Origin of the sequence: Flavobacterium sedimenticola (assembly GCF_030053345.1) — a bacterium.
Classification (GTDB): Bacteria; Bacteroidota; Bacteroidia; order Flavobacteriales; family Flavobacteriaceae; genus Flavobacterium; species Flavobacterium sedimenticola.
This window is the reverse complement of record NZ_JASGBP010000002.1, coordinates 18,172-40,948: the sequence shown is the minus strand read 5'-3', so window position 1 is coordinate 40,948 and position 22,777 is coordinate 18,172. Positions and strand designations below refer to the sequence as shown.

General features: G+C 39.7%; 22 protein-coding genes, 3 tRNA genes and 1 riboswitch. Of the genes, 17 read left to right on the top strand and 8 right to left on the bottom strand.

Annotated features, from left to right (window positions below; all coding sequences use genetic code 11):
* Positions 1 to 118 precede the first annotated feature (118 nt).
* The 7 genes from QHT84_RS04475 (at position 119) to QHT84_RS04445 (ending at position 4,457) form a co-directional block, all read left to right on the top strand.
* A tRNA-Lys gene (locus QHT84_RS04475) sits at positions 119 to 191 on the top strand.
* A gap of 25 nt (positions 192 to 216) precedes the next feature.
* Positions 217 to 289 (top strand) — tRNA-Lys (locus tag QHT84_RS04470).
* Between the two features lie 40 nt (positions 290 to 329).
* A tRNA-Leu gene (locus tag QHT84_RS04465) sits at positions 330 to 411 on the top strand.
* Between the two features lie 350 nt (positions 412 to 761).
* Positions 762 to 1,658 (top strand): MerR family transcriptional regulator, encoded by an 897-nt coding sequence (locus tag QHT84_RS04460; RefSeq protein ID WP_283238353.1) that lies wholly within the window; start codon positions 762 to 764, stop codon positions 1,656 to 1,658.
* A gap of 43 nt (positions 1,659 to 1,701) precedes the next feature.
* Positions 1,702 to 3,162: a phytoene desaturase family protein gene (locus QHT84_RS04455; RefSeq protein ID WP_283238352.1), complete on the top strand. Its 1,461-nt coding sequence runs from the start codon at positions 1,702 to 1,704 to the stop codon at positions 3,160 to 3,162.
* A 10-nt stretch (positions 3,163 to 3,172) separates the two neighbouring features.
* A complete protein-coding gene (locus QHT84_RS04450; protein WP_283238351.1) occupies positions 3,173 to 4,012 on the top strand; it encodes a phytoene/squalene synthase family protein in 840 nt (279 codons plus the stop codon).
* Between the two features lies 1 nt (position 4,013).
* Positions 4,014 to 4,457 (top strand): sterol desaturase family protein, encoded by a 444-nt coding sequence (locus tag QHT84_RS04445; RefSeq protein ID WP_283238350.1) that lies wholly within the window; start codon positions 4,014 to 4,016, stop codon positions 4,455 to 4,457.
* A 50-nt stretch (positions 4,458 to 4,507) separates the two neighbouring features.
* Here QHT84_RS04445 and QHT84_RS04440 read toward each other — a convergent pair whose 3' ends face one another.
* From QHT84_RS04440 to QHT84_RS04425, 4 genes are read right to left on the bottom strand one after another with little or no spacing between them, the layout of a single operon-like run.
* Positions 4,508 to 5,041: a DUF4252 domain-containing protein gene (locus tag QHT84_RS04440; protein ID WP_283238349.1), complete on the bottom strand. Its 534-nt coding sequence runs from the start codon at positions 5,039 to 5,041 to the stop codon at positions 4,508 to 4,510.
* 3 nt (positions 5,042 to 5,044) lie between these two features.
* The gene (locus QHT84_RS04435; RefSeq protein WP_407649231.1) at positions 5,045 to 5,614 is read right to left on the bottom strand and encodes a DUF4252 domain-containing protein; all 570 of its coding nucleotides are present in this window, start codon (positions 5,612 to 5,614) and stop codon (positions 5,045 to 5,047) included.
* Positions 5,615 to 5,626: 12 nt separating this feature from the next.
* Complete coding sequence (locus tag QHT84_RS04430) at positions 5,627 to 6,085, bottom strand: hypothetical protein (protein WP_283238348.1); 459 nt, start codon at positions 6,083 to 6,085, stop codon at positions 5,627 to 5,629.
* Positions 6,072 to 6,581 carry an RNA polymerase sigma factor gene (locus QHT84_RS04425; protein WP_283238347.1) on the bottom strand — a complete coding sequence of 170 codons (510 nt, stop codon included), beginning with the start codon at positions 6,579 to 6,581 and terminating at the stop codon, positions 6,072 to 6,074. Before QHT84_RS04425 ends, QHT84_RS04430 begins: the two co-directional genes overlap by 14 nt.
* Positions 6,582 to 6,702: 121 nt before the next feature.
* On the opposite strand from QHT84_RS04425, the gene QHT84_RS04420 reads away from it, so the two are divergent.
* The 3 genes from QHT84_RS04420 (at position 6,703) to QHT84_RS04410 (ending at position 10,037) form a co-directional block, all read left to right on the top strand.
* Complete coding sequence (locus QHT84_RS04420) at positions 6,703 to 8,100, top strand: S41 family peptidase (RefSeq protein ID WP_283238346.1); 1,398 nt, start codon at positions 6,703 to 6,705, stop codon at positions 8,098 to 8,100.
* A 113-nt stretch (positions 8,101 to 8,213) separates the two neighbouring features.
* Complete coding sequence (locus QHT84_RS04415) at positions 8,214 to 9,041, top strand: AraC family transcriptional regulator (RefSeq protein ID WP_283238345.1); 828 nt, start codon at positions 8,214 to 8,216, stop codon at positions 9,039 to 9,041.
* Positions 9,042 to 9,101: 60 nt separating this feature from the next.
* Complete coding sequence (locus tag QHT84_RS04410; RefSeq protein ID WP_283238344.1) at positions 9,102 to 10,037, top strand: hypothetical protein; 936 nt, start codon at positions 9,102 to 9,104, stop codon at positions 10,035 to 10,037.
* Positions 10,038 to 10,108: 71 nt separating this feature from the next.
* Here QHT84_RS04410 and QHT84_RS04405 read toward each other — a convergent pair whose 3' ends face one another.
* A complete protein-coding gene (locus QHT84_RS04405; RefSeq protein ID WP_283238343.1) occupies positions 10,109 to 12,061 on the bottom strand; it encodes a TonB-dependent receptor plug domain-containing protein in 1,953 nt (650 codons plus the stop codon).
* 82 nt (positions 12,062 to 12,143) lie between these two features.
* A riboswitch (cobalamin riboswitch) is annotated at positions 12,144 to 12,344 on the bottom strand.
* Between the two features lie 50 nt (positions 12,345 to 12,394).
* Here QHT84_RS04405 and QHT84_RS04400 point away from each other — a divergent pair.
* Genes QHT84_RS04400 through QHT84_RS04385 form a run of 4 tightly spaced genes read left to right on the top strand, consistent with a single transcriptional unit; the run spans position 12,395 to position 15,797 of the window.
* Positions 12,395 to 13,531 (top strand): ABC transporter substrate-binding protein, encoded by a 1,137-nt coding sequence (locus QHT84_RS04400; RefSeq protein ID WP_283238342.1) that lies wholly within the window; start codon positions 12,395 to 12,397, stop codon positions 13,529 to 13,531.
* Position 13,532: 1 nt separating this feature from the next.
* Positions 13,533 to 14,564 (top strand): iron ABC transporter permease, encoded by a 1,032-nt coding sequence (locus tag QHT84_RS04395; RefSeq protein WP_283238341.1) that lies wholly within the window; start codon positions 13,533 to 13,535, stop codon positions 14,562 to 14,564.
* 1 nt (position 14,565) lies between these two features.
* A complete protein-coding gene (locus QHT84_RS04390; protein WP_283238340.1) occupies positions 14,566 to 15,006 on the top strand; it encodes a putative Ig domain-containing protein in 441 nt (146 codons plus the stop codon).
* Between the two features lie 2 nt (positions 15,007 to 15,008).
* Positions 15,009 to 15,797, top strand: coding sequence for an ABC transporter ATP-binding protein (locus QHT84_RS04385; RefSeq protein WP_283238339.1), 789 nt, complete (start codon positions 15,009 to 15,011; stop codon positions 15,795 to 15,797).
* On the opposite strand, the gene QHT84_RS04380 is transcribed toward QHT84_RS04385, so the two are convergent.
* The 3 genes from QHT84_RS04380 to QHT84_RS04370 all read right to left on the bottom strand — a co-directional run bounded on the left by QHT84_RS04380 (position 15,784) and on the right by QHT84_RS04370 (position 17,863).
* A complete protein-coding gene (locus QHT84_RS04380; protein WP_283238338.1) occupies positions 15,784 to 16,236 on the bottom strand; it encodes a tRNA (cytidine(34)-2'-O)-methyltransferase in 453 nt (150 codons plus the stop codon). The two genes, QHT84_RS04385 and QHT84_RS04380, sit on opposite strands and share 14 nt — an antisense overlap.
* A 34-nt stretch (positions 16,237 to 16,270) precedes the next feature.
* Complete coding sequence (locus tag QHT84_RS04375; protein ID WP_283238337.1) at positions 16,271 to 16,846, bottom strand: pseudouridine synthase; 576 nt, start codon at positions 16,844 to 16,846, stop codon at positions 16,271 to 16,273.
* Positions 16,847 to 16,909: 63 nt separating this feature from the next.
* Positions 16,910 to 17,863, bottom strand: coding sequence for a DUF4476 domain-containing protein (locus QHT84_RS04370; protein WP_283238336.1), 954 nt, complete (start codon positions 17,861 to 17,863; stop codon positions 16,910 to 16,912).
* A 143-nt stretch (positions 17,864 to 18,006) separates the two neighbouring features.
* Here QHT84_RS04370 and rmuC point away from each other — a divergent pair, with 143 nt between their 5' ends.
* The 3 genes from rmuC to QHT84_RS04355 all read left to right on the top strand — a co-directional run bounded on the left by rmuC (position 18,007) and on the right by QHT84_RS04355 (position 22,748).
* The gene (gene rmuC, locus QHT84_RS04365) at positions 18,007 to 19,329 is read left to right on the top strand and encodes a DNA recombination protein RmuC (RefSeq protein ID WP_283238335.1); all 1,323 of its coding nucleotides are present in this window, start codon (positions 18,007 to 18,009) and stop codon (positions 19,327 to 19,329) included.
* A gap of 265 nt (positions 19,330 to 19,594) precedes the next feature.
* Entirely contained in the window at positions 19,595 to 20,689 is a 1,095-nt protein-coding gene (locus QHT84_RS04360) for a hypothetical protein (protein WP_283238334.1), read from the top strand.
* 28 nt (positions 20,690 to 20,717) lie between these two features.
* Positions 20,718 to 22,748: an FG-GAP-like repeat-containing protein gene (locus QHT84_RS04355; RefSeq protein WP_283238333.1), complete on the top strand. Its 2,031-nt coding sequence runs from the start codon at positions 20,718 to 20,720 to the stop codon at positions 22,746 to 22,748.
* The last annotated feature ends 29 nt before the right edge of the window (positions 22,749 to 22,777 follow it).

The window sequence follows — 22,777 nt, the reverse complement described above, 5'->3', positions numbered from 1 at the left end:
TCCTTATAAATTAAGCCATTAAGAGCCTTGTGTAAAAAAACCCAAATTTATGACAAATTTGCTTTGAAATATAAATAATAAGGTCTTATATTTGCACCCGCATTCAAGAAATGAAAAAGACTCGATAGCTCAGTTGGTAGAGCACAACACTTTTAATGTTGGGGTCCTGGGTTCGAGCCCCAGTCGGGTCACTTTTTTTTCTTTTTTGTTTCTAACGACTCGATAGCTCAGTTGGTAGAGCACAACACTTTTAATGTTGGGGTCCTGGGTTCGAGCCCCAGTCGGGTCACAAAAAGTCGAACAACCTTGTTTGACTTTTTTTTGTTTTAGGCCACGTGGAGAAATTGGTAGACTCGCCATCTTGAGGGGGTGGTGTCGCAAGACGTATGGGTTCGAATCCCATCGTGGTCACGAATAGACAAATACACTCAATGAAAATAACAAGCTTGATTGTTTTCATTGGGTGTTTTTGTTTTCAAAGCGGCGCTTTGCGGGATTAAACTTCTTCCATCCTGTTCGAATTCTGAAGCAGAAAAGATGAATTCAAACAAAACTCTTGACTGTTATTTTTTCTGACCAAAGACAGTCGGAATGCATTTTTTACATTCATTTCCTACCAAGGCGCAGGCAAATAAGCTCCTATGTTACCCGAAAAGAGCCAAGCGACATAACAGCCTGCTTAACTTTTTCAAAAGTTTACCCTCAGAAATACTTTTTGTATTGTTTTTTTACTAATTTTGTTTAACTAATTTCTTGAAAGAATGAACAATATTAAAAGTGTATTCAGCATCAAAGACCTCGAAAACCTGTCGGGGATTAAAGCGCATACCATTAGAATTTGGGAAAAAAGATACAATATACTGGAACCCATGCGAACCGAAACCAATATTCGCATGTACGATTTATCCAATCTTCAAAAGCTTTTAAACATCACTCTTTTACATAATTACGGCTACAAAATATCCAAAATATCAAAGCTTCCCAATGAGAAGATTCCGCAGTTGGTTAACGAAATAGTATCTGAAAAAAGTGCCAAGCACCATGCTATCAGTGCCTTTAAGATGGCTATGATGAATTTTGACCATGCCCTCTTCTTCTCTACTTATAATAGATTACTATCTGAAAAATCATTCCGAGAAGTCTTTTACGAAATATTTATTCCGTTGATTGAGGAGATCGGACTGCTTTGGCAAACCGACACCATCACTCCGGCCCATGAACACTTTATTTCGTATCTTATCAAACAAAAGATACTAATTAATACCGAAAAATTTCAAATTCAGGAGCCCACTCGTGACGACCGTATTTTTGTGCTGTATTTGCCTATGAATGAAATTCACGAATTGGGTTTGATGTACTTGAATTACGAAATTTTGAGCTTAGGATTCAAGACCATTTATCTGGGGGAAAGTGTTCCGGTAGACAATCTTAAAGATTTGAAAAGGCATTTCAACAATATCACCTATGTTTGCTACATGACTGTCGAACCCAATGTTGGGGAGGTAAATAGCTACATAAAAACTATTCATGATCAAATTTTAGAGGAGTCTTCAGAGCTGTTTCTGATTGGCAGAATGACCGAAAATATTGACCCCAAACAACTATCCCACCAAATAATAAAGTTCCATTCCATAAAAGAATTAATAAATTCGATTTAATTTTCTTTTTTGTTTAACTTTTTTATATATTTGTTAAACAAATATGGCGAAGAAAATAAACATAATAGGCTCGGGATTTTCATCCCTCTCGGCAGCTTGCTATTTGGCAAAAGCGGGGCACGAGGTTACGATATACGAGAAAAACCAAACCATTGGCGGCAGAGCACGACAACTCAAGAGAGACGGTTTCACATTTGATATTGGTCCGACTTGGTATTGGATGCCCGATGTTTTTGAGCGTTTTTTTGCCGATTTCAACAAAAAACCTGCTGATTATTACGAACTGATAAAATTGTCACCTGCCTACCAAGTGTATTTCGGCGTGAAAGATTTCATTACCATCGCCGATAATCTGCCTGAAATTGTAAAAACGTTTGAAACGGTAGAAAGAGGCAGTGGTCAAAAATTGGAGCGTTTCATCAAAGAAGCACAACACAATTATGATATTGCCATCAAAGATTTGGTGTATCGACCGGGTGTTTCACCGTTGGAATTGGTAACCCTCGAGACTGCTAAAAAGGTAAATCAGTTTTTCGGGAACATTTCCAAAGATATTCGCCGAAAATTTTCGAATCCAAAGCTCATTCAAATTCTGGAATTTCCCGTACTTTTTCTAGGAGCCAAACCTTCCGATACGCCATCGTTCTATAGTTTTATGAACTTTGCCGATTTTGGCTTGGGCACTTGGCATCCTAAAAACGGCATGTACAGCGTTATTTTGGCTATGGAAGAATTGGCCCAGTCATTGGGCGTAACTATTAAAACCAATGCCAATATTGAAAAGATAATAGTGGAAAGCGGAAAGGCCAAAGCTCTTGTTGTTAACGGAGAAACCATCAGCAGTGATATTATTGTGAGTGGTGCCGATTACCATCATACCGAGACATTGTTAGACAAATCCTATCGTGCCTACTCTGAACGTTATTGGGAAAAGAGGGTTTTTGCCCCGTCCTCGTTGCTGTTTTATGTTGGCTTTGACAAAAAAATTGAAAATGTAGAACACCATTCGTTGTTTTTCGATGTTGATTTTGACCGTCATGCTGAGGCCATTTACGATAGTCCGCATTGGCCGGAAGACCCCCTGTTTTATGCCAGTTTTCCATCAAAAACCGATGAAAATGCAGCACCTATGGGAAAAGAAGCCGGTATTTTTTTAATACCGTTAGCCCCGGGGTTGGAAGACACGCCTCAAATTCGCGAATTGTATTTTGAAAAAATTATAAACCGCTTCGAGCTGCTTACACAACAAAGTGTCAAAAATAGCGTTATCTTTAAAGAATCGTTTTGTGTAAATGATTTTATAAAAGATTATAATTCGTACAAAGGGAATGCATACGGTTTAGCTAACACCCTATTGCAGACCGCTTTTTTAAGACCCAAACTGAAAAGTAAAAAAGTTAACAATTTATATTTTACCGGACAGTTAACCGTTCCGGGACCGGGTGTTCCACCATCCTTGATTTCAGGAAAATTAGTCGCCGATCTTATCACCAAAAACTTGTAAATTATTCATTATGAAATCTATTTTTGATTCCGTATCGTTTGAATGCAGCAGAAACGTAACCCGTTCCTACAGTACCTCATTTTCGGCCGCCGTAAAAATGTTAGCGCCGAGTATTCGCCAGGATATTTACAACATCTATGGGTTTGTTCGCTTTGCCGATGAAATTGTAGATACGTTTCACGACTATGATAAAGAAGTTTTGTTCGACAGATTTGAAAAAGATTTAGCTCAAGCTCTAGAAAACAAAATAAGTCTTAATCCTATTTTGAATTCTTTTCAACATACGGTTCATCAATATGCCATTCCGATGTCTTTAATTGCGGCTTTTATGAAAAGTATGCGATTGGATTTACACAAGAAAGAATACAAATCATACGACGAGTACAATGAATACATTTATGGTTCTGCCGATGTGGTAGGCCTGATGTGTCTTAAAGTTTTTGTAAAAGGTGATGAGAAAAAGTTTAACGAATTGAAAGAAGCCGCTATGCGTTTGGGATCGGCCTTTCAAAAGGTGAATTTTTTAAGAGATTTAAAAGCCGATTATGAGGATTTAAACCGAACCTATTTTCCCAATACGGATTTGTCCAAACTGGATGAATATTCCAAAAATGAAATCATCAAAGAAATCGAAGCTGATTTTGAGGTAGGTTTTCAAGGCATTTTAAAATTACCGTTGGAAGCCAAATTCGGTGTTTACACGGCTTATGTGTACTATAAAAAATTACTGACCAAATTGAAAAAAACACCGTCCGTTGAAATCAAAAATACCCGCATCCGAGTTCCCGATTATGAAAAATTCGGATTGTTGGCCAAATGTTACGTTAATTATCGCTTAAACCTATTGTAAAATGTTACTACATATTTTTGTTTTTATCCTTACTTTTTGCATCATGGAATTTATGGCTTGGTTTAGCCATAAATATATTATGCATGGTTTTTTATGGAACTTACACCGCGACCATCACAAAAAGGACCACGATTCTTGGTTTGAGCGTAATGATGCTTTTTTTATTTTCTATGCGGTAGTGAGTATCGGCTTTTTTCTGCTTTGGCAAAATAACATCTTAGCCATTGGATTAGCCATTGGATTGGGAATTTTTGCCTATGGTTTAGCCTATTTTACGGTGCATGACATATTCATCCACCAACGGTTTAAACTTTTCAGAAACGCTAATAACCGCTACGCCAAAGCCGTACGACGCGCCCACAAAATGCATCACAAGCATTTGGGGAAAGAAGACGGCGAGTGCTTCGGAATGTTAATTGTGCCTTTCAAATATTTTAAAGATTAAAAAAAGCCTCTGAGTACTCAGAGGCTTTTTTTTTAATTAACCCTTTATTTCTATTGCATTAACGCTTTTAACGGCTCCAGCTGCGTTGAGTCGATATCGGCACTTTTTAATACCGAAATCATATTCAAAATATTGTTCGGATTCATGTCGTCGCCCAAAATTCGAACTACTACAAAACCGCTTTCTTTGCGTTTGGCAAATAATACAAATTCGTTTATGTTGTCTTCACTACCCACAAAACTTACCGAAGCGCCGTCTTTTCCCGAACCTACTTTCATAAGTTGTTGGTATTGCTCGTCTTTTAACAGCTCGGTAAGCTTTTTACTTTCAGCATCGTATTCGGCACCGTTCGTCTTGTTGGTTTTGAAAGCCAGTATATTCATTTTGTCAAACGAGGCTAAGGCTTCTTTTTGCTCGGCACTCAATTTGGTTTTGTCTACATTGATAATGCCCGGAGAAACATCAAATACTACAAAATCCTTATTCTCGGAGCGATCGACAAAATACCGTTGCAAACTAGTTTTACTGTCACAACCTGACAAGATGAGCGAGACCAAAATGGCTATCCACAAAGCTAGTTTCATACGCTATTTTTTTCCTTTTGAGGCTTTTTTCAAATCATCTCCTCCGGGTAAATTCATTTTATTGGTAAGCACCGAAAGTTCATCCAAATCAAAATTTCCGGTTAATGACATCAGTACGGTTTGCTCGTTTCCGGCGCCGTCAATAAACATGAGCAACTCTTTAATTTGAGAATCCGTAGCACCCGATTTGACATAAATTTTAACGCTCTTTCCTTTTTCATTCACGCGCATCAATTCTTCTAAACCGGCGGTTTTAAGGTATTTATCGGCAGTCGCTTTCATCTCGGCTGCTTTCGAATCGCTCTGGGTAACAAAAACCCTTAGATTCTCTAACTTCTTAATCAAATTAACATACTGCTGGTCTTCTTTGTCTTCCACTTTCATTTTACTCAAAAGGGTAAACATTTTTTTATTGACAATAACGGTAGTTATTTTCTCCTGATCTTCAAACTTGTCAAATACGGTTTGGGCCAATGAAGTACTGATGGTAAACAGAAAGGCTAAAACTAAAAATGATTTTTTACTCATGGTTAAAAATTTGTTTTCTTGGTATTCGTGAATCTTTGATTTCATGATTTCTTGATTTTACTTAAAAATTTTGTTTTTTGATTGTTGGTATTCATTTAAATAGTTCATACTACCGATGCCTTTATTTACTTGTTCGGAAATCATATTCAAAGCTTTTTGGGTTTCTCTGAAAGCGATTTCAGGGTCGTTAATCTCTCCTAAATTTTGAGTTTCAGGCTGATTAAAGCTATGGTACGTAAATAAACCGACACCCAGAAAAACAGTAGCTGAAGCGGCCACAGACAACCAAAAAGTCATCGGACTTTTCTTGTTGCTATGAGGTTTATGCAACGGCAAGGTCGCTTTAAACTGCTCTTGTTTTGCTTGGTACACATAACCGAAAATAGGCTTATACTGTTCTAAATGCTGCGCAACATTTGTAGAAGTAAAGTAGGCTTTTAACTCTTTCTCTTCAGCTATAGTGGTCTTCGCGTCGAAGTATTTTTCTATTAAATTTTCTATTCTATCCAATGCCATAACGATGGGTTTTTAATAGGTTTTCTCTAATGGTTTTTCGGGCTCTCGACAAAGCGGTGCGAATCGCTTGCTCGGTCATTTCCAATATTTCGGCAATCTCTTCAAACTCCATTTCTTCGACATCACGCATTTGCACTATCAATCGTTGTTGTTCGGGCAAATCGTTCATAATTCGTTCTACCCACTGCCAAGTATCCCGGTCTTCTGCTTGCTTGTGTAATCCGGCTTCTCTGTCCGTAAAATTATTGTGTACGATGGTCAGATTTCCGGCCCGTTTCGATTTCAATTGATCTAAACAATAATTCTTAGTCATGGTCATCGCTACGGCTTCTACACTTTTATATTCTCCTAAGGTTTCATTTCGATTCCACAATTTCACCAATACTTCCTGAGTGGCATCTTCGGCTTCTTCCGTACTTACCAATAGCCTTTTCGCTACCCGAAATACTTTATCCTTAAACGGATTCACCAGTTGCATAAACTCTTTTTGGTTCATCAAAAAATGATTCTTTAATTATTGGTTATACAGTCAAGACGAATGACACTTTTTTTTGTTACAAACAAAATTAATTATTCATCTAAACTTGTTAAATTTACGTTTATAAAAGAAAAAAGCTATGAAGAATGTATTAAAATTGGTAATACTGTTCCTTTTGATGCTGCCTTTGGGTTGTGATGACATGGATGACAATGCCGTACCCAAAAGCTTGGCGGTAAAAGACTTTGTTTGGAAAGGCATGAATTTGTATTACTTGTGGCAAGGTGATGTCCCCGATTTAGCGGATAATCGATTTGCCACTCAAAATCAGCTTAACACCTATTTAGAGGATTTTGATGATCCGGTGACCTTATTCAATGCCCTGCGGATTGACAATTCCATCGATCGATACAGCGTCATATACACTGATTACCGTGTGCTCGAAGGTGTACTTTCGGGAAACACGCTGAACAACGGTATGGATTACGGATTACGGTATAAAAACGGCAGTACTACCGACATTTACGGCTGGGTTCGCTATATCATCCCGAACTCCGATGCCGCTTCAAAACCTATCGCTCGTGGTGCTATTTTTTATGCTATTAACGGTACGCCTTTGACTATCGACAATTACCGTGAATTACTAGCTAATGATACGTATACCGTAAATTTAGCCGATTATGACGGGGGGAACATCACCCCCAACGGAACCTCGGTTACCTTAACCAAAACGGCTTTACAAGAAAATCCGATTTTACTAAGTTCGGTAATCAATCAAGGCAGTCATAGTATTGGGTATTTGATGTACAACGGATTTTACAGCAGTTATGACAGTCAGCTTAACGCGGTTTTCGGAAATTTTCAAGCGCAAAATGTAACCGATTTGGTGTTAGATTTACGATACAACTCCGGTGGATCGGTAAATACCGCGGCCAAATTGGGAAGTATGATTACCGGACAGTTTCCAGGACAATTATTCTCCCGTCAACAATGGAATGCAAAGGCTCAGAGTTATTTTGAGGATAACGATCCCGGCAGTTTAGTGAATAACTTCGTGAGTGGTTTGAACAGCCTGAACCTCAACAAGGTGTATATCCTTACCTCAAAGGCTTCAGCTTCGGCTAGTGAATTAGTGATTAATTGCCTAAAGCCTTACATTACAGTCGTACAGATTGGTGATGTTACTGCCGGAAAAAACGTAGGTTCGGTTACTTTGTATGATTCTCCGACTTTTGCCAAGCAAAATGTCAATCCGAATCACAAATACGCCATGCAACCGATAGTGCTAAAAGTTGTCAACAAAGATGGTTTTGGCGATTATACTTCGGGGATTCAACCCAATACTTTGCTCCCGGAAAATCTAACCAATCTGGGTATTTTGGGAGATATCAATGAACCTTTGTTGCAGGAAGCCATCAGTCAAATTATCGCCTCAGGCAGAAGACCACCGCAAGTTCCTGCACTAATTGAACGTGACTTTACCGACGCCAAAGCGATTCATCCGTTGCGAAGTGAAATGTATGTAGAAAGGAAGTAAAAGCTTTTAGAATAGTATTTTTTTAAATCATCTTATGGGTATGCCAATCTTAATCCATTTTTTTAGATTATGAATAATGAGATAGCTGGTATTAATCTTAATCCATACAACCATTGGAAGTCAAAATATACATACCACATCGCGCCTTACAAGAGTATGTTTTAAACATTGCTACAGTAAACGCTGTCCTTCCTAAAGGTATTGAGGAAGTGGTTAATCCGTATCCTCCAACGCCTTTTCAATCGTTACTGTTTTACTGTAACGATCCCATTTCTATGAGCCGAGTTGAAGAAGGAAATTTTGAGAAGCAGCCACTTACAGTATTGGTAGGACCCCAATTTTCGAGAGTAAATATTAAAGTCCATCAACAACTCAATGCTGTTCGTGTTGATTTTCTACCGGGTGGTTTGTATCGCTTGTTGGGCATTCCAATGCATGAATTATTTGATTATGGGTTTGATGCCATTGACTTTTTCGGTGCCGAAATGAGATGTGTCCGAGAACAGTTGCAAAACGAAACCAATTTAGAGAAAAGTAAAGATATCGTTGAAAAGTTCCTTCTCAATAAGATGACAACACTCAAGGATATACTACCCTTTGACGCTGCCATGCATTTACTGATGACACATCATGGCAATTTGCCAATCGAAAAAACAGCTTCCTTTTCTTGTTTGAGTTTAAAACAATTTGAAAGAAAATGCAAAGAAAGAATCGGAATGAATCCTAAGATGTATGCTCGTATTTTAAAGTTTTCCAAAGCGTATCGGTTACGGGAAGCTTTTCCGGAACTCAACTGGACTGCGATAGCTTATGAAGCCGGATATTACGATCAAATGCATATGATTAGAGATTTCAAATTCTTTGCCGGTGTAAACCCTTCCATCATCGAAGATCAGCTGCGTTACACGCCGCTACGAATGCAAAAAGACCTACACTATTAAGTTGTCGATTTTATACTATGTAGACTTTTGTTCGCCGCGCTACATTTGTTAAAAAAAATCATGACAACACCGGCCACACATCAGTCATTTTCGACATTTAGAAAAACATCACTATCGTTTCTTTCGCTTTTGTTTTGCTATTTTTCTTTTGCGCAACTCACCACTAAGAATCTCCCTCTTGAAGAATTAAAGGGCTTTTCACAAACCTACTATTACAGCCCTGGACATGAATCGAGAGCGAGAGACATAGCCCGATTTATGGAGAATGCGGTAATTTTTTTTCAAAATGAAATTGATTTTACACCCAAAACAAAACTCTTTATTTTGGCACCGCAACATTGGAAAGAATTTGCCGCACAACCTCTGCAAGAGGTTTATGGCTTTCCTCATAATATTGATTATGAGCGATTGGCCGTGGCTTCAGAAGACAATGATTTTTGGCGTAGTTTCTTGCCTCCGACAGACCGGCTTCCTGCTGCGTTGGTTTTACAACTGAGAAAAGCTTACGGCAAAAACGATGGTTCGCTGAGCATGATGCCTTTTTTTGATTTGTTAGGACTCCACGAAATGGGACATTCTTACACCGCGCAAGCCGGAGTCAAAATGCACCGCCATTGGATGGAGGAATTGTTCGTCAATATCATGTTGCATACTTATATTGCAGAAAAACAACCGGAACTTTTACCGGCGCTGGAAACTTTCCCTGACATGGTGATTAATGCCGATACTGCGGAATTTCAATTTACCAGTTTGGAAGATTTCGAAAGATTGTATCCCACTTTGGGCATGGGACCAAAAAATTACGGCTGGTACCAGTGCAAATTGCATGCTGCTGCGAAAGACATTTACAATGCCGGTGGCAAAAGAGTATTGATAAGACTATGGAAAACATTAAAAAATCATCAGGAAGAAATGAGCGATGACGTTTTTGCCACATTGTTGGAGAAAGAAGTTCACCCTGTTGTAGCCAATGTATACCTGAAATGGATGCAATAATCTTATCCGCAATTATATGCCATCAAAAAAGCCAACCTTTTGGTTGGCTTTTGCATTATCAAAGAGTCTTTTTATAAAACAATATTCATTCCTATCCTGAAATTTCTACCTCGAGTGTTGTACCCAACATTTTCTATAAATGCTTCATTAAAGATATTGGTAGCCGATCCGAATAAAGTCAATCGGTTTGGGATTAATTCATATTTCACCAAAGCATTCACCAATTGGTAGGAACCTAATGTTACGGTTGTAGTGGTAAAAGTATTACCGTCAAAATAAGCATCATTTCGCGCGTCAAAATATTGATAACTCAGGTTGAATAACGTTCGGGGGGTAGGTTGGTAATCGATTCCGGCATTGGCTTTATGTTTCGGAATCAAACGGTTTAATGCTTCATCAACTTGGGTAAAGGTGTAATTGGCATTCAACCGCAATTTTGATGTAACATCATAGGCAACCTCCGTTTCTACACCTTTGGCCTTGTGCTTTCCGCTAACGTTGATATAATAGGCTTCAAAGGTATTGGGATCGAAATAAAAATCAAATGAATTGGTTTGGTCGCGATAAAAGGCTACCGCATCAAATTTTACTTTTTTGTCAAAAAAAGCCGCTTCCAATCCGGCTTCTGCAGTGGCGTTCTTTTCCGGAGTTAAATCGGCATTACCGTATTCGGAGTACAATTGGTACAAACTCGGCGTGATGTAAGCCGTGCTGTAAGACGCTACTAATTTTAACGGAAATCCGGCTTTTACGGTGTAAGACGGATTGAAATTGTAGACAAAATTATTGCCGTAAGCACTGTGATGGTTTAATCGGGCACCGGTGTTAATGTTAAGACCGAAATCAAAATGATATACCAAAGTCGTATATCCGTCCAAAATATTGAATTTCACCGCATCTCGGTCGATATTGCCATAAGGCGTTTGACTCAACATATCGTGAAACTGATAATTCGTCCCCACAATAACAGCTAATTGCTTATTGATGTTGTACTTGTTGAACGCGTCTGCAACTACACTTCTGGATTCGTATACCGAATAATCGCTTTCCGTGGTAAACGTATTGAGTTCACGGTAATCGCGTTTGATTTTGGTAAAACCGGAATTAAGCACAAATTCCCCTTTGTTATATTTGTATTTGGGCGAAATCCCGAAGCGAAATTGTTCGGAAGTTGTGGTATTGACACCCGTATCGTTGAATCCGGTATTGTCAAACGGCAAATCGTAGTTGTTTTTTATTCTGTCGTAATTCGCAAAGAAATCAACCGCTGTCTTCGAACTCATTTTATACCCGAACTTCCCGATTAGGTTTTGACGGGAAAAAATGTCTTCTTCGTAATCAGTAGCATTATCAGGCGATGCTATTTGCGAGATATTACCGCTTTCACTACTGTTGAACCCTAGCAAGTAATTCGCTTTTTTACTGCTGCCATTCACCGAAATCCCTTGATTAAAATCTTGTCCGTTATACTTTTTGTTATCGGTAGTGTTGTTGGAACCGATATTGATATAGGCATTGCCTTCGATTGCTTTTTGAGATGATTTTTTCAAAGTGATATTAATAACTCCCGTTGCAGCTCCGGTGCCGTACAGAGTACTCGCTGCGCCTTTCATTACTTCGATGCGTTCGACTTGCTCGATGGGAAGCAAACGCAAATCGTACTCCAAACTGATTCCCGAAGCATCGGTAACCGGAATCCCGTCAATGAGTACCAAAACTTGTCGGTTTTTGCCCCCGCGAATGTAATACCCTAAATTTTTTCCGTTGGCCGACTGGTTCCCGTTAATCTCCACTCCGGTGACTTGTGACAATACGGTAGCCAAACTTTGACCGGATTTTTTTTCGAGCTCTTGGGCCGAAATCACTTCAATAATTTTTCCCGATTTTTCTTTGCGCTGGGCAAATTTGGTATCGGAAACCACCACTTCTTGTAACGCATTCACTTGCGTAGAATCGGAAACCTGCGCATACGCACAAGTGTTCAGCAAAGCCAAAGCAGCTACTGCCCTAATTGTTTTTTTCATTTTTTAAATTCAACAATAATTTAATAATCGTGGGAGAAAAGCATAGAATTTACCCATACCCAAACCTTTTTTCCCGAAAGTTTGTTACTCAATAAATCAGGCAGGTCTCCTGGCTTGCGTCTTGTTGTTGACCTTCTCATCCCGAGGCATCGAGACAATGGTATTGCAGATAACAACAAGCTTAGTAGCTTACAGTTGCGGGTACAGCTTTGGATTTTAACCAAATTCCCTTTTAATGCGATTTTAAAAAACAAAAATCACAACCTTGATTCGGGTGCAAATGTAAATCTTTAAATTAAAAACAAAACTATACTTTTGTAAAAAATCTATGTAATGAAAACGGTTCACAAACTGTTATTGCTTTCAGTGATTGCCTTATTTATGGTTCGATGTAAAAACGAAACTCATTCGAGTCGAACAACCATTTCTGAAAACAAAGTTCGGTATGCCAAAGGTTTTTCTATTGTAAACTATGACGGTTATTCTTTAGTCACTGTTCAAAACCCGTGGCCAAAAGCGACCCAAACCTACACCTACATATTGCAGGAAAAAAAGGGCCGTGTGCCCGATAGTTTGCAAAAACACACTATCATTCCGATACCGGTGAAAAGCATGGTGGTTACTTCCACTACGCATATTCCGTCATTAGAAATGCTGGATGCCGAGAAAACGCTGGTTGGATTTCCCCATTTGGATTATATTTCTTCGGAAAAGGTACGTGCCCGAATTGAAGCCGGAAAAGTCAAGGAGTTAGGGATGAATCAAAGTCTCAACACCGAAGTATTGCTCGATTTGCAACCCGATGTGATTATCGGTTACGGCATCGACAACAACAATCCAACGTTGGATAATTTACAAAAAAGCGGTTTAAAAGTCATGCTCAACGGCGATTGGAACGAGGAAACGCCGCTAGGCAAAGCCGAATGGATTAAATTTTTCGGCGCCCTTTTAGGGAAACAAAAAGAAGCGACAGCCATTTTCACCACCATCGAAAAAGAGTATTTGAAAACCATCCAAATCGCCAAAAACGCGCAAAACAAACCGACCGTTTTAGCCGGAGACATGTATGAAGACCGCTGGTACTTACCCAAAGGAACCAGCTGGGGAAGTTTGCTGTTGAAAGAAGCGCAAAGTCGCTACCTATGGGCCGAGACCAGCGGAACCGGTAGTTTGTCGCTTTCATTTGAAACAGTATTTGACAAGGCTAAAAACGCCGACATTTGGATTACTTCGGGACAGTTTTCCTCTTTACGAGAAATGACCGACAAAAATCCACATTATGCACAGTTTGACGCATTCCGAAATAAAAATGTATATTCGTTCAGCGGAAAAAAAGGAAAAACCGGCGGCATCTTGTATTACGAATTGGCTCCTAACCGACCGGATATAGTGTTGAAAGATATTGTCAAAATTTTGCACCCCGAATTGCTGCCGACCTACCAACCTTTTTTCTTTGAAAAATTAAAATAGTTTGAAAACCAGCCGCCGAAATACTTTTCTCTTCACGACTTTGTCATTGACATTGGTATTGGCTTTGTTGGTCAATATTTCTTTTGGCCAAGTGGCTATTCCCTTGAAAGAAGTTTTTAAAAGCCTGATGGGCAGTCCGTCGGAAAAAGAAACCTGGCAATACATTATCCTCAATTTCCGATTACCCAAAGCCATTACAGCCATTTTGGTAGGTATGGGATTATCGGTGAGCGGATTGTTGATGCAGACTTTCTTCCGAAATCCTTTGGCCGGTCCGTATGTTTTGGGATTAAGTTCGGGCTCGAGTCTGGGCGTGGCTTTTGTAATACTCGGCGCGGGCGTTTTACCGTCGTTTTTTTCTTCATTTTTACTGTCTTCATACGGTATTATTTTAGCTTCCTGCCTAGGTAGTGTTTTGGTGTTATTGCTGATTTTGATTGTTTCTCAAAAACTGCGCGATACCATGTCGATTCTGATAGTCGGATTAATGTTCAGTAGTTTTACCGGCGCTATCGTAAGTGTTTTCAGCTATTTCAGTTCGGCAGAACAGTTACAGAAATATACTTTTTGGTCGATGGGAAGTATCGGTAATTTATCGTGGTCCAATATAAGCTTGCTCACTGTTGCGGTAGTTTTGGGATTGTTGCTGAGTCTCTTCACGCTGAAATCATTGGATGCCTTACTACTTGGCGAAAACTATGCGCGAAGTATGGGAATGAATCTTCAAAAAACCAAATACACCATTATCATAGCCACCAGTATTTTAGCCGGAAGCATTACTGCTTTTGCCGGCCCCATTGCTTTTATTGGTTTGGCCGTACCGCATTTGGTTAAGTTACTCTTCAAAACCAGCCATCATAAAACATTATTTTTAGGAACTTTGGTAATCGGTTCCATTATTATGTTACTTTGTGATGCGGTTTCCCAAATGCCGGGGTTTGAATTTACGCTGCCCATCAACGCAATTACCTCTATCATAGGTGCGCCGGTTGTGATATGGCTAATTATAAATCGAAAAAACAGAGTTGTATAACGTGAAAAGATCTTTAAAAATAGTCGCCTTTTTATGCCTGATTTTGTCTTTTACAGTAATGGCCTGTGGTGAATTAGTGGATTGTATTATAAGTGCCAAACCGACTTTACCGCCAAAAACATTGCGTATCGGACAAGTGGGAGTGGCCTATAGCGAAACCATTCAGGCATCGGTTAAGAATGCACCGAATGATGATAGTTACATCTATTATCTATCGATTGACAATGGTTTGCCGCCGGGTATCGGTTATTATCAACAAGGAAGAAAAATTATTTTTACCGGTACGCCTACGGCAGCAGGAACGCACACTTTTAAAGTCCACTTAACTATTGATTATCCCGATACTTGGGAAGATGATGATGACGATCCGTTCTCTGACAGCAATAATATTTGTTTGGGAAACGATACGACCAGCAGAAACTACACTATCGTGATTGAATAATTTTGGAAAACAAAAAAAACATACTAACTACTTCAAATCTGAGCATTGGTTATCATTCCAAAGGCAAAAGCAAAGTTATTGCTGCTAAACTGAATTTAAAACTGAGTTCGGGTAACCTCATCGCTTTGGTCGGCGCTAACGGTATCGGAAAATCTACTTTACTCCGAACATTAACGGCCATTCAGAAACCACTCTCGGGTCAAGTCATTTTAAACCAGCGCGAAATAATTCAATATGAAATGGCCGAGTTGGCTCAAAATTTAAGCTTGGTACTGACCGAAAGACTACCTCCTAGCAATTTAACCGTTTTTGAATTGGTCGCATTGGGACGCCAACCTTATACCAATTGGCTTGGAAAACTTTCGCAGGAAGATTACAGCAAAATAAATCAGGCAATAGCACTCACTCACATTGATCATTTGCTCGATAAAAAACATTACGAAATTAGCGACGGACAGTTGCAAATTGTTTTAATTGCCAGAGCTTTGACACAAGATACCCCGTTAATTATACTGGACGAACCCACCACTCATTTGGATTTACTTCACAAAGTATCGGTATTCAAATTACTCAAAAAATTATCCAAGGAAACCGGTAAATGTATTTTATTCTCAACACACGACATCGATTTGGCCATTCAATTGAGCGATGAAATGATTGTGATGACTGCCGAAAATGTTTGGCAGGATGAACCGTGTAACCTTATCACGAAAGGTGTTTTTACTTCACTGTTTAATGACGATTCGATTACTTTTGACAATGAAAAAGGAAAGTTTATCATTTCAAGCTGATTTGTCTTTTGGCTTCGCCGATTACAAACGCCACCGAATTAGCAAGGTTGTAACTGCGAATGAGTTGAGACATCGGAATAGTCAAATGATTACTGAACAAAGCCAATACCTCTGGAGACAAACCCACACTTTCTTTCCCGAAAACCAACCAATCGCCATCCTGAAACTCGGTATCATAAATCGATTGAACGGCATGGGAACTCATTAGAAATACGCGCGATTTATCGTTTACTTGAGCCATCCATTGCGCTACATTATCGTATTCGTGCCAATCCAAGTGTACCCAATAATCCAAACCGGAACGTTTCAAATTCTTATCCGTAATTTCAAATCCATAGGGTTTTATCAAATGCAAGCGACTTTCGGTACCTACACACAAACGACCAATGTTTCCGGTATTGTTCGGGATTTCGGGTTCAACTAAAACAATATTGAGCATTCTCAGACAGTTAGAGGGTTAGATTTCCGGATGGTCAGACATTGAATGTATCAACCTCTGAAACTTCACCGGCTTTCAGGTTTTGCAAAGATATATTTCCCACTCGAATTCTGACCAATCGAAGTGTCGGAAATCCCACAGCAGCCGTCATTTTGCGTACTTGGCGGAACTTGCCTTCGGTAAGCGTTATGGAAATCCAACTCGTTGGGCCGTGGCGCGCATCGCGAATTCTTCTTCCCTCCCCAATACAATCGAGTAATTCGGTGATGCGTTGGGCCTTACACTCTTTGGTCGTGTATCGAATGCCTTTAAAACCAATTTCCACGCCGGCTTTCAGTTGTGTTATGGCTTCTTCGGTAATCCACCCGTCTACTTGGGCGTAATATTCCTTTTCTACGGTTTGGCTTCTCACCGTTTCACTCATCATCCCGTCGGTAGTCAGCAATAATAAGCCTTCAGAATCTTCATCCAAACGACCGATTGCCATGGTGCCTTCGGGAAAAGGATACAATTCACCTAACAGTTTTTTATGTCGCTTTTTTTCATAAATAAACTGACTCAAATACCCGTGAGGTTTGTGCAACAAGAAATGGCGGTGTGGGTTTTCCATAAGGTGCAAAAATAAAAAAGACCATGTATTCCATGGTCTTTTTTATGCTGTTTTTAAACCGATTTATTGACGACTCTGAACATAGTCGGACAACTCATCCACATTGCTGCTGAAAGAGAATATCCCGTTTAATTTGAAATAATTTCTCGGCTCGATACAGTAATCGTAGGCATACTTGGCAAATTCCAATTTGTTGTCTTCAAAGTTGAAGGTATTGGCAATTTGCATAATCTGATCTACATTCAAACAATTGGCAGTAATTACCTGCTTGGCTGTTTTCAGACGTGTATCCTCAAAACTTTGTTTTTTAATAGTCGCTAACGCAGCATTAAAATTAGCTGCCGTCATACAACTTCTGCCGTTACAACCTCTCACCGGTTCCTCGTAATCAACCGGTCTGGTCCCGCCCACAGAAGACGTCGTAGTAGTGGTAGTAGTCTGCGTTACTGCACCGCCGCCCATAGAATCATTGATAGAGATACCCATATTCACGCCACCTACATTCACTCCTACACCAACAGCTGTTCCGCCGGTTTGCGTGGTTGTGGTGGTAGTGGTTTGCGTGACACCACCCGTAGTTTGTTGTACCACTACCGGACGAGGTTGTGGTTGTCCGTAGTGAATGACGTGTACATTGGAAGGCGGAATAAAATCGGGACGCACCGGAATAGATGAAAAGTAATTCATCTTCATTTTTGTCTTGTTGTTTTTATCTCTTCTGATTTTGTAAGTGACATCAGAAAAAACGCCGTCAACATCGGTCAACATCAAATTGTTTTTGGTGATATCTGCCAAAGCCGAATTTTCGAACTTAATTTTTGCATTGTAATACGGCTGATTCAAATCTTCAACCCTGAGGTTGGTTTGCGGTGTATCGTTAATCACTTCCCCATTTAAAATAAGGGTAAACTTATCACCATCTTCCGAAAAAATGGTTAAATGCCCCACCGGTCCTAATTGTGCAAAGGACAACGCAGAGATACATAAAAAAGCGGTAAGCGTAATTTTTTTAATCATAACTGTTATTTTTTATTTTCGGTTGTTTACTATTTTCAAGCTCTTTTCAAAAACGATGCCAAGATAAAAAACAATTTTAAACCAAATCAAATCTTTTCTTGAAATCTGTGTATCTTTAAGCACTCAATAATTGCAACTTGTATATGAATGATACGCTGATAATCATTATCGCCTTTCTGGTGGCTTTAGGCATTGGCTTTTTGGCGGGGAAATCAATGGCTAAAGCTGATGCCAAATCGGATAAAGCTTCATTAGAAGAAAAAATAAACGGTTTCATCCAACAAATCGAGCAACTGAAATTGCTCCTGACACAAACCCAACAAGAACGCGAAACGATTCGGACCGAAAAAGAAGCTTTGGCGATTCAACTTTCCAAAAAAGAAGTCGATTTTGACAATTTATGGGAACGTAACAAAGAGCAAAAGGAAGAAGTGGAAAAGCTTCAGGAGAAGTTTACCAAAGAATTTGAAAATTTAGCCAATAAAATTCTGGAAGAGAAAACCGTTAAGTTTACCGAGCAAAACAAGGAAAATCTGAAAAACATTCTTTCTCCGTTACAAGATAAAATTCAATTGTTCGAGAAAAAAGTGGAAGATTCTCAAAAAGAAACCCACGGTTATCACAGTGCTTTGCGAGAACAGCTTCAACATTTAAAAGATCAAAATTTAAAAATAAGTAAGGAAGCTGAAAATTTGACCAAGGCCCTCAAAGGCGACAGCAAAATGCAGGGAAATTGGGGCGAATTAATTTTAGAGCGCGTCTTGGAAAAATCGGGCTTGGAAAAAGGACGCGAATACGAGGTACAGCAGAGTTTTGTTACCGAAGAAGGCAATCGAGTTCAACCCGATGTGGTGATTAATTTGCCTGATGGTAAAAAAATGATTGTAGACTCTAAAGTGACATTAACAGCTTACGAGCGCTATGTTAATTCGGATGACGAAGCCGAAAAATCGCAGCATCTAAAGGAACACATCATCGCCATCCGAAGACACGTAGACCAATTGAGCGACAAAAACTATCAGGACTTGTACCAAATGGAAAGCCCCGATTTTGTATTGTTGTTCATTCCGATAGAATCGGCTTTTGCGTTGGCGCTGAATGAAGACAATACCTTGTACAACAAAGCTTTTGAGAAAAACATCGTGATTGTGACACCTTCTACCCTATTGGCTACGTTGCGCACTATAGACAGCATGTGGACCAATCAAAAGCAACAGGAAAATGCGGTCGAAATTGCCCGTCAGGCCGGGGCTTTGTATGACAAGTTTGAAGGCTTTGTTTCCGATTTAATCAAAATCGGCAAGAAAATGGATGAAGCCAAAACCGAGTACCAAGGTGCTATGAACAAATTGGTAGAAGGCAAAGGGAACCTCATCAATAGTGTGGAGAAACTGAAAAAAATGGGAGCCAAGGCCAAAAAAGCCCTTCCTGAAAATATTCTGAGTCGCGCCGAAAAAGACGAATAGCACAAGTTGTCATTCCTATCCTTTTTGTAAAATAAGAGGTTTCTGTAATACCTTCAAAAACATGCAATTTAAACTTAGGCGCAATAATGATCATTGAAACTGACTCAGCGCCCTAAAATTACACCAAAGCGGATGCTTAGTTGTTAAACATTTAGAGGTTTTTTTACATTATTCTTACTAATTTCAAAATATTTTTAGCGTTAACCGGATAATTAATAGGATATTATAATTTTTTTACTATTTTTGGTTTCCTTTAAGATTTTTTATGAAAATACATTACCTCCGCGCCTTGGTGCTATTGTGCTTTTTTACCGTTTTTACATCGTGTTCAGACAAAGATGACGAGTATGTACCGGTATCTCCTGTTGTAGTTGACTTGACTCAAGTTCCTTACGCTAAATTATCCGATTATCACTTTTTTGAAGGAGATATGAAAGATCAGATTCCTTCGCTGAATGTAGTTCCTTATGAGCCTTCCAGTACTCTTTTCACCGACTACGCATCCAAGAAAAGATTCATCTGGATGCCTTCCGGTACGAAAGCAACTTATGTAGCCGACAATAAAATTTTGGATTTTCCGGTTGGAACCGCTTTAATCAAAACGTTTTATTACACTACCATTCAACCTGACAATACAACCAAAATTATAGAAACCCGACTCATGATTCGACATGAAGACGGTTGGAAATTTTATGAATATTTATGGAATGACGAACAAACGGATGCCGATTTGGTATCGGGAACTGATTTTCTGAACGGAAGTAGTGTTAACATTACTTTCAAGAAACCAAACAACGAAATCATCAATACCGATTACCGAATCCCTTCGGATGCCGAATGTTTGGCTTGCCACAAAATCAACGAAATCCCGACTCCGATTGCCGTAAAACCGCAAAACCTCAATCGCAATTTTACTTTCAACAACGGAAACAAAAATATCTTACAGAAATTGGTAGAGCAGGGCTATCTGCAAAGCTATCCGGCCAACATTAATTCGACGGTAGATTATCACGACACTTCGCAACCAATAGCGCTGAGAGCTCGCTCGTACATTGATGCGAACTGCGCTCACTGTCATCAGGATGACGGCCGTTGTTATTATCGCCCTATTCGATTAAATTTCAGCATGACCAATGTAGATTCGAATGCCGGGATTTGTTTGACCGCCGATGAAGTAATCAGCCCGACTTTACAAAAAATTATTTCTCCGGGAAATTTCAGCAAATCGATTTTACACTACCGCATGAGCACCAATGATGAAAGTGAACGAATGCCTATGTTGGGCAGGTCTATTGTCCATGATGAAGGAGTCGCTCTCATTGAAGAATGGATTTCATCGATGACACAAACTTGTAACTAAACCAACCAATATAGACCATTCTCAAACAATGAAAAAAACTTTACTTTCAATTCTAACCGTTTTCAGTGTGGCATCGGCCATAGGGCAAGCTACCTGTGCTTCTGCGGTTACTGTAGCTGTTGGCTCTACTACAACAGCATCTGCTTACACGAACGAAACCGGAACGGCACCAACTAATCTTTGTGGGATGAACAACGGCGCCGGCGCAAAGGGAAAATGGTATAAATTTACCGCTACTCAAAGTATCAACATGACGGTTTCCACTGTGCTGCCGCAGAACAATAACGTAGACACCCGACTCATTGTGTATTCGGGGGATTGCAGCAATTTAGTTTGTGTAGGCGCCAATGACGACTTCAATGGCGGTTATACCTCTCAAGTGACTTTTGCGGCAACAACCGGAACGACTTACATCATCGCTTTTGATAATCGCTACAGTTCAGCGGGATTCGATTTCTCTGTTACTGAAGCGGCTCCCCCGGCACCGGACAGATTATCATTTACGACACAAGCGGTACCCGGAATTACCGGCGGATATAACAATTGTGTGGTTGACATGAATGGTGATTTCCTTGACGATATTGTGTCGGCCATCAGCACAACACAACTAGCCATTTCGTATCAGCAACCGGGTGGAACTTTCACCACCACAACTTATACGGTAGCCAATACCAGTGTTTTACCTTCATGGAGTATTGCAGCCGGTGATTATGACAACAACGGATTTAACGATTTAATTTACGGCTCCGGTAGTGGTGTAGTATTTTTAAAGGCGAACAGTACCGGGACAGGCTATACTGTAGACAGAAAAACACAAAGTTACTTAGTGCAACGCACCAATTTTGTCGACATCAACAACGATGGAAAATTAGATGCTTTTGCCTGTGACGATAACGCTCCCAACCGTTATTACATTAATGACGGTACCAATATGAATCATATACAAGGTGGTATTGGGGATTTCCCTTCGGGAGGAAACTATGCCTCGAATTGGTTTGATTTTGACAATGACGGTGATATCGACATGTACTTAGCCAAATGTGGTCAAGGTGGTTCTGGAGTTGGAGGGAATATCGACCAATTACACCGAAATAACGGAAACGGTACGTTTACCAATATTGCTGATGCCGCCGGTATGGCCAACCCGGAACAAACATGGTCTGGTGCTTGCGGCGACTTCAACAATGATGGTTGGATGGACGTAATTGTAGGTGTTAACTCCGGTTCAAACGGATATACTAATGTTAAACGAAATAACGGCGACAGCACTTTTACCAGTGTTACGGCAGGTTCCGGATACGACACCAATACTTGGTTGGGCAGAGAATATGTAGCCGAGGATTTCGACAATGACGGCTACCTGGATGTTTTAGGTTCGGGGAACAATATTATGTTTGGCGACGGAAACTTTCATTTTGTTCCGAATGCCAACACGTATCCGGTTTCAACTGTTGACAGACCAATCGGTGATTTAAATAACGACGGATTCTTAGACATTCAAAACGGAACCAATGTTTTATTCAACAACGGAAATTCGAATCATTGGCTAAATGTTAACTTAAGAGGTATTCAAAGTAATCGCAACGGGATTGGTGCACGCGTTGAAATTTACGGTGCTTGGGGAAAACAAATCAGAGATGTACAAAGCGGTACAGGCTTTCAAAACATGAGTAAAATTACTGCTCATTTCGGTATCGGACAAGAAACGGTGATCAACCAAGTAATCATCCGTTGGCCATCGGGAATTGTAGACACTATAACAAATCCAACCAGCAATCAGTCGTTGCTTGTAGTGGAAGGTTCAACCTTAGGACTTGACGCGTTTTCAAATCAAAACTTTAGTCTGTACCCTGTTCCAACCCAAAAAACTTTGATGATTACTGCTGAAAACATAAACTTCAAAAATGCACAAATTTTTGACATGAACGGAAAAATGGTAAGGTCACTGACCCTACAATCATCGAACATTGATGTAGAGTCTTTGGCAAAAGGAACCTACCTTCTATTGTTAACTGACGATAGGAATCAAAAACACAGTGGAAAATTTATAAAAGAATAAATTATTATTTCTAAAATCAGACTCTGTCC

What these genes read in the sequence shown, in the direction of transcription:
- QHT84_RS04405 (WP_283238343.1), bottom strand. Translation starts at nt 12,061, where the DNA reads ATGAAAAAAACAATTAGGGCAGTAGCTGCTTTGGCTTTGCTGAACACT.
- QHT84_RS04430 (WP_283238348.1), bottom strand. Translation starts at nt 6,085, where the DNA reads ATGGCATTGGATAGAATAGAAAATTTAATAGAAAAATACTTCGACGCG.
- rmuC (WP_283238335.1), top strand. Translation starts at nt 18,007, where the DNA reads ATGAATGATACGCTGATAATCATTATCGCCTTTCTGGTGGCTTTAGGC.
- QHT84_RS04445 (WP_283238350.1), top strand. Translation starts at nt 4,014, where the DNA reads ATGTTACTACATATTTTTGTTTTTATCCTTACTTTTTGCATCATGGAA.
- QHT84_RS04435 (WP_407649231.1), bottom strand. Translation starts at nt 5,614, where the DNA reads ATGAAATCAAAGATTCACGAATACCAAGAAAACAAATTTTTAACCATG.
- QHT84_RS04440 (WP_283238349.1), bottom strand. Translation starts at nt 5,041, where the DNA reads ATGAAACTAGCTTTGTGGATAGCCATTTTGGTCTCGCTCATCTTGTCA.
- QHT84_RS04420 (WP_283238346.1), top strand. Translation starts at nt 6,703, where the DNA reads ATGAAGAATGTATTAAAATTGGTAATACTGTTCCTTTTGATGCTGCCT.
- QHT84_RS04380 (WP_283238338.1), bottom strand. Translation starts at nt 16,236, where the DNA reads ATGCTCAATATTGTTTTAGTTGAACCCGAAATCCCGAACAATACCGGA.
- QHT84_RS04460 (WP_283238353.1), top strand. Translation starts at nt 762, where the DNA reads ATGAACAATATTAAAAGTGTATTCAGCATCAAAGACCTCGAAAACCTG.
- QHT84_RS04360 (WP_283238334.1), top strand. Translation starts at nt 19,595, where the DNA reads ATGAAAATACATTACCTCCGCGCCTTGGTGCTATTGTGCTTTTTTACC.
- QHT84_RS04410 (WP_283238344.1), top strand. Translation starts at nt 9,102, where the DNA reads ATGACAACACCGGCCACACATCAGTCATTTTCGACATTTAGAAAAACA.
- QHT84_RS04355 (WP_283238333.1), top strand. Translation starts at nt 20,718, where the DNA reads ATGAAAAAAACTTTACTTTCAATTCTAACCGTTTTCAGTGTGGCATCG.
- QHT84_RS04455 (WP_283238352.1), top strand. Translation starts at nt 1,702, where the DNA reads ATGGCGAAGAAAATAAACATAATAGGCTCGGGATTTTCATCCCTCTCG.
- QHT84_RS04450 (WP_283238351.1), top strand. Translation starts at nt 3,173, where the DNA reads ATGAAATCTATTTTTGATTCCGTATCGTTTGAATGCAGCAGAAACGTA.
- QHT84_RS04425 (WP_283238347.1), bottom strand. Translation starts at nt 6,581, where the DNA reads ATGAACCAAAAAGAGTTTATGCAACTGGTGAATCCGTTTAAGGATAAA.
- QHT84_RS04400 (WP_283238342.1), top strand. Translation starts at nt 12,395, where the DNA reads ATGAAAACGGTTCACAAACTGTTATTGCTTTCAGTGATTGCCTTATTT.
- QHT84_RS04375 (WP_283238337.1), bottom strand. Translation starts at nt 16,846, where the DNA reads ATGGAAAACCCACACCGCCATTTCTTGTTGCACAAACCTCACGGGTAT.
- QHT84_RS04370 (WP_283238336.1), bottom strand. Translation starts at nt 17,863, where the DNA reads ATGATTAAAAAAATTACGCTTACCGCTTTTTTATGTATCTCTGCGTTG.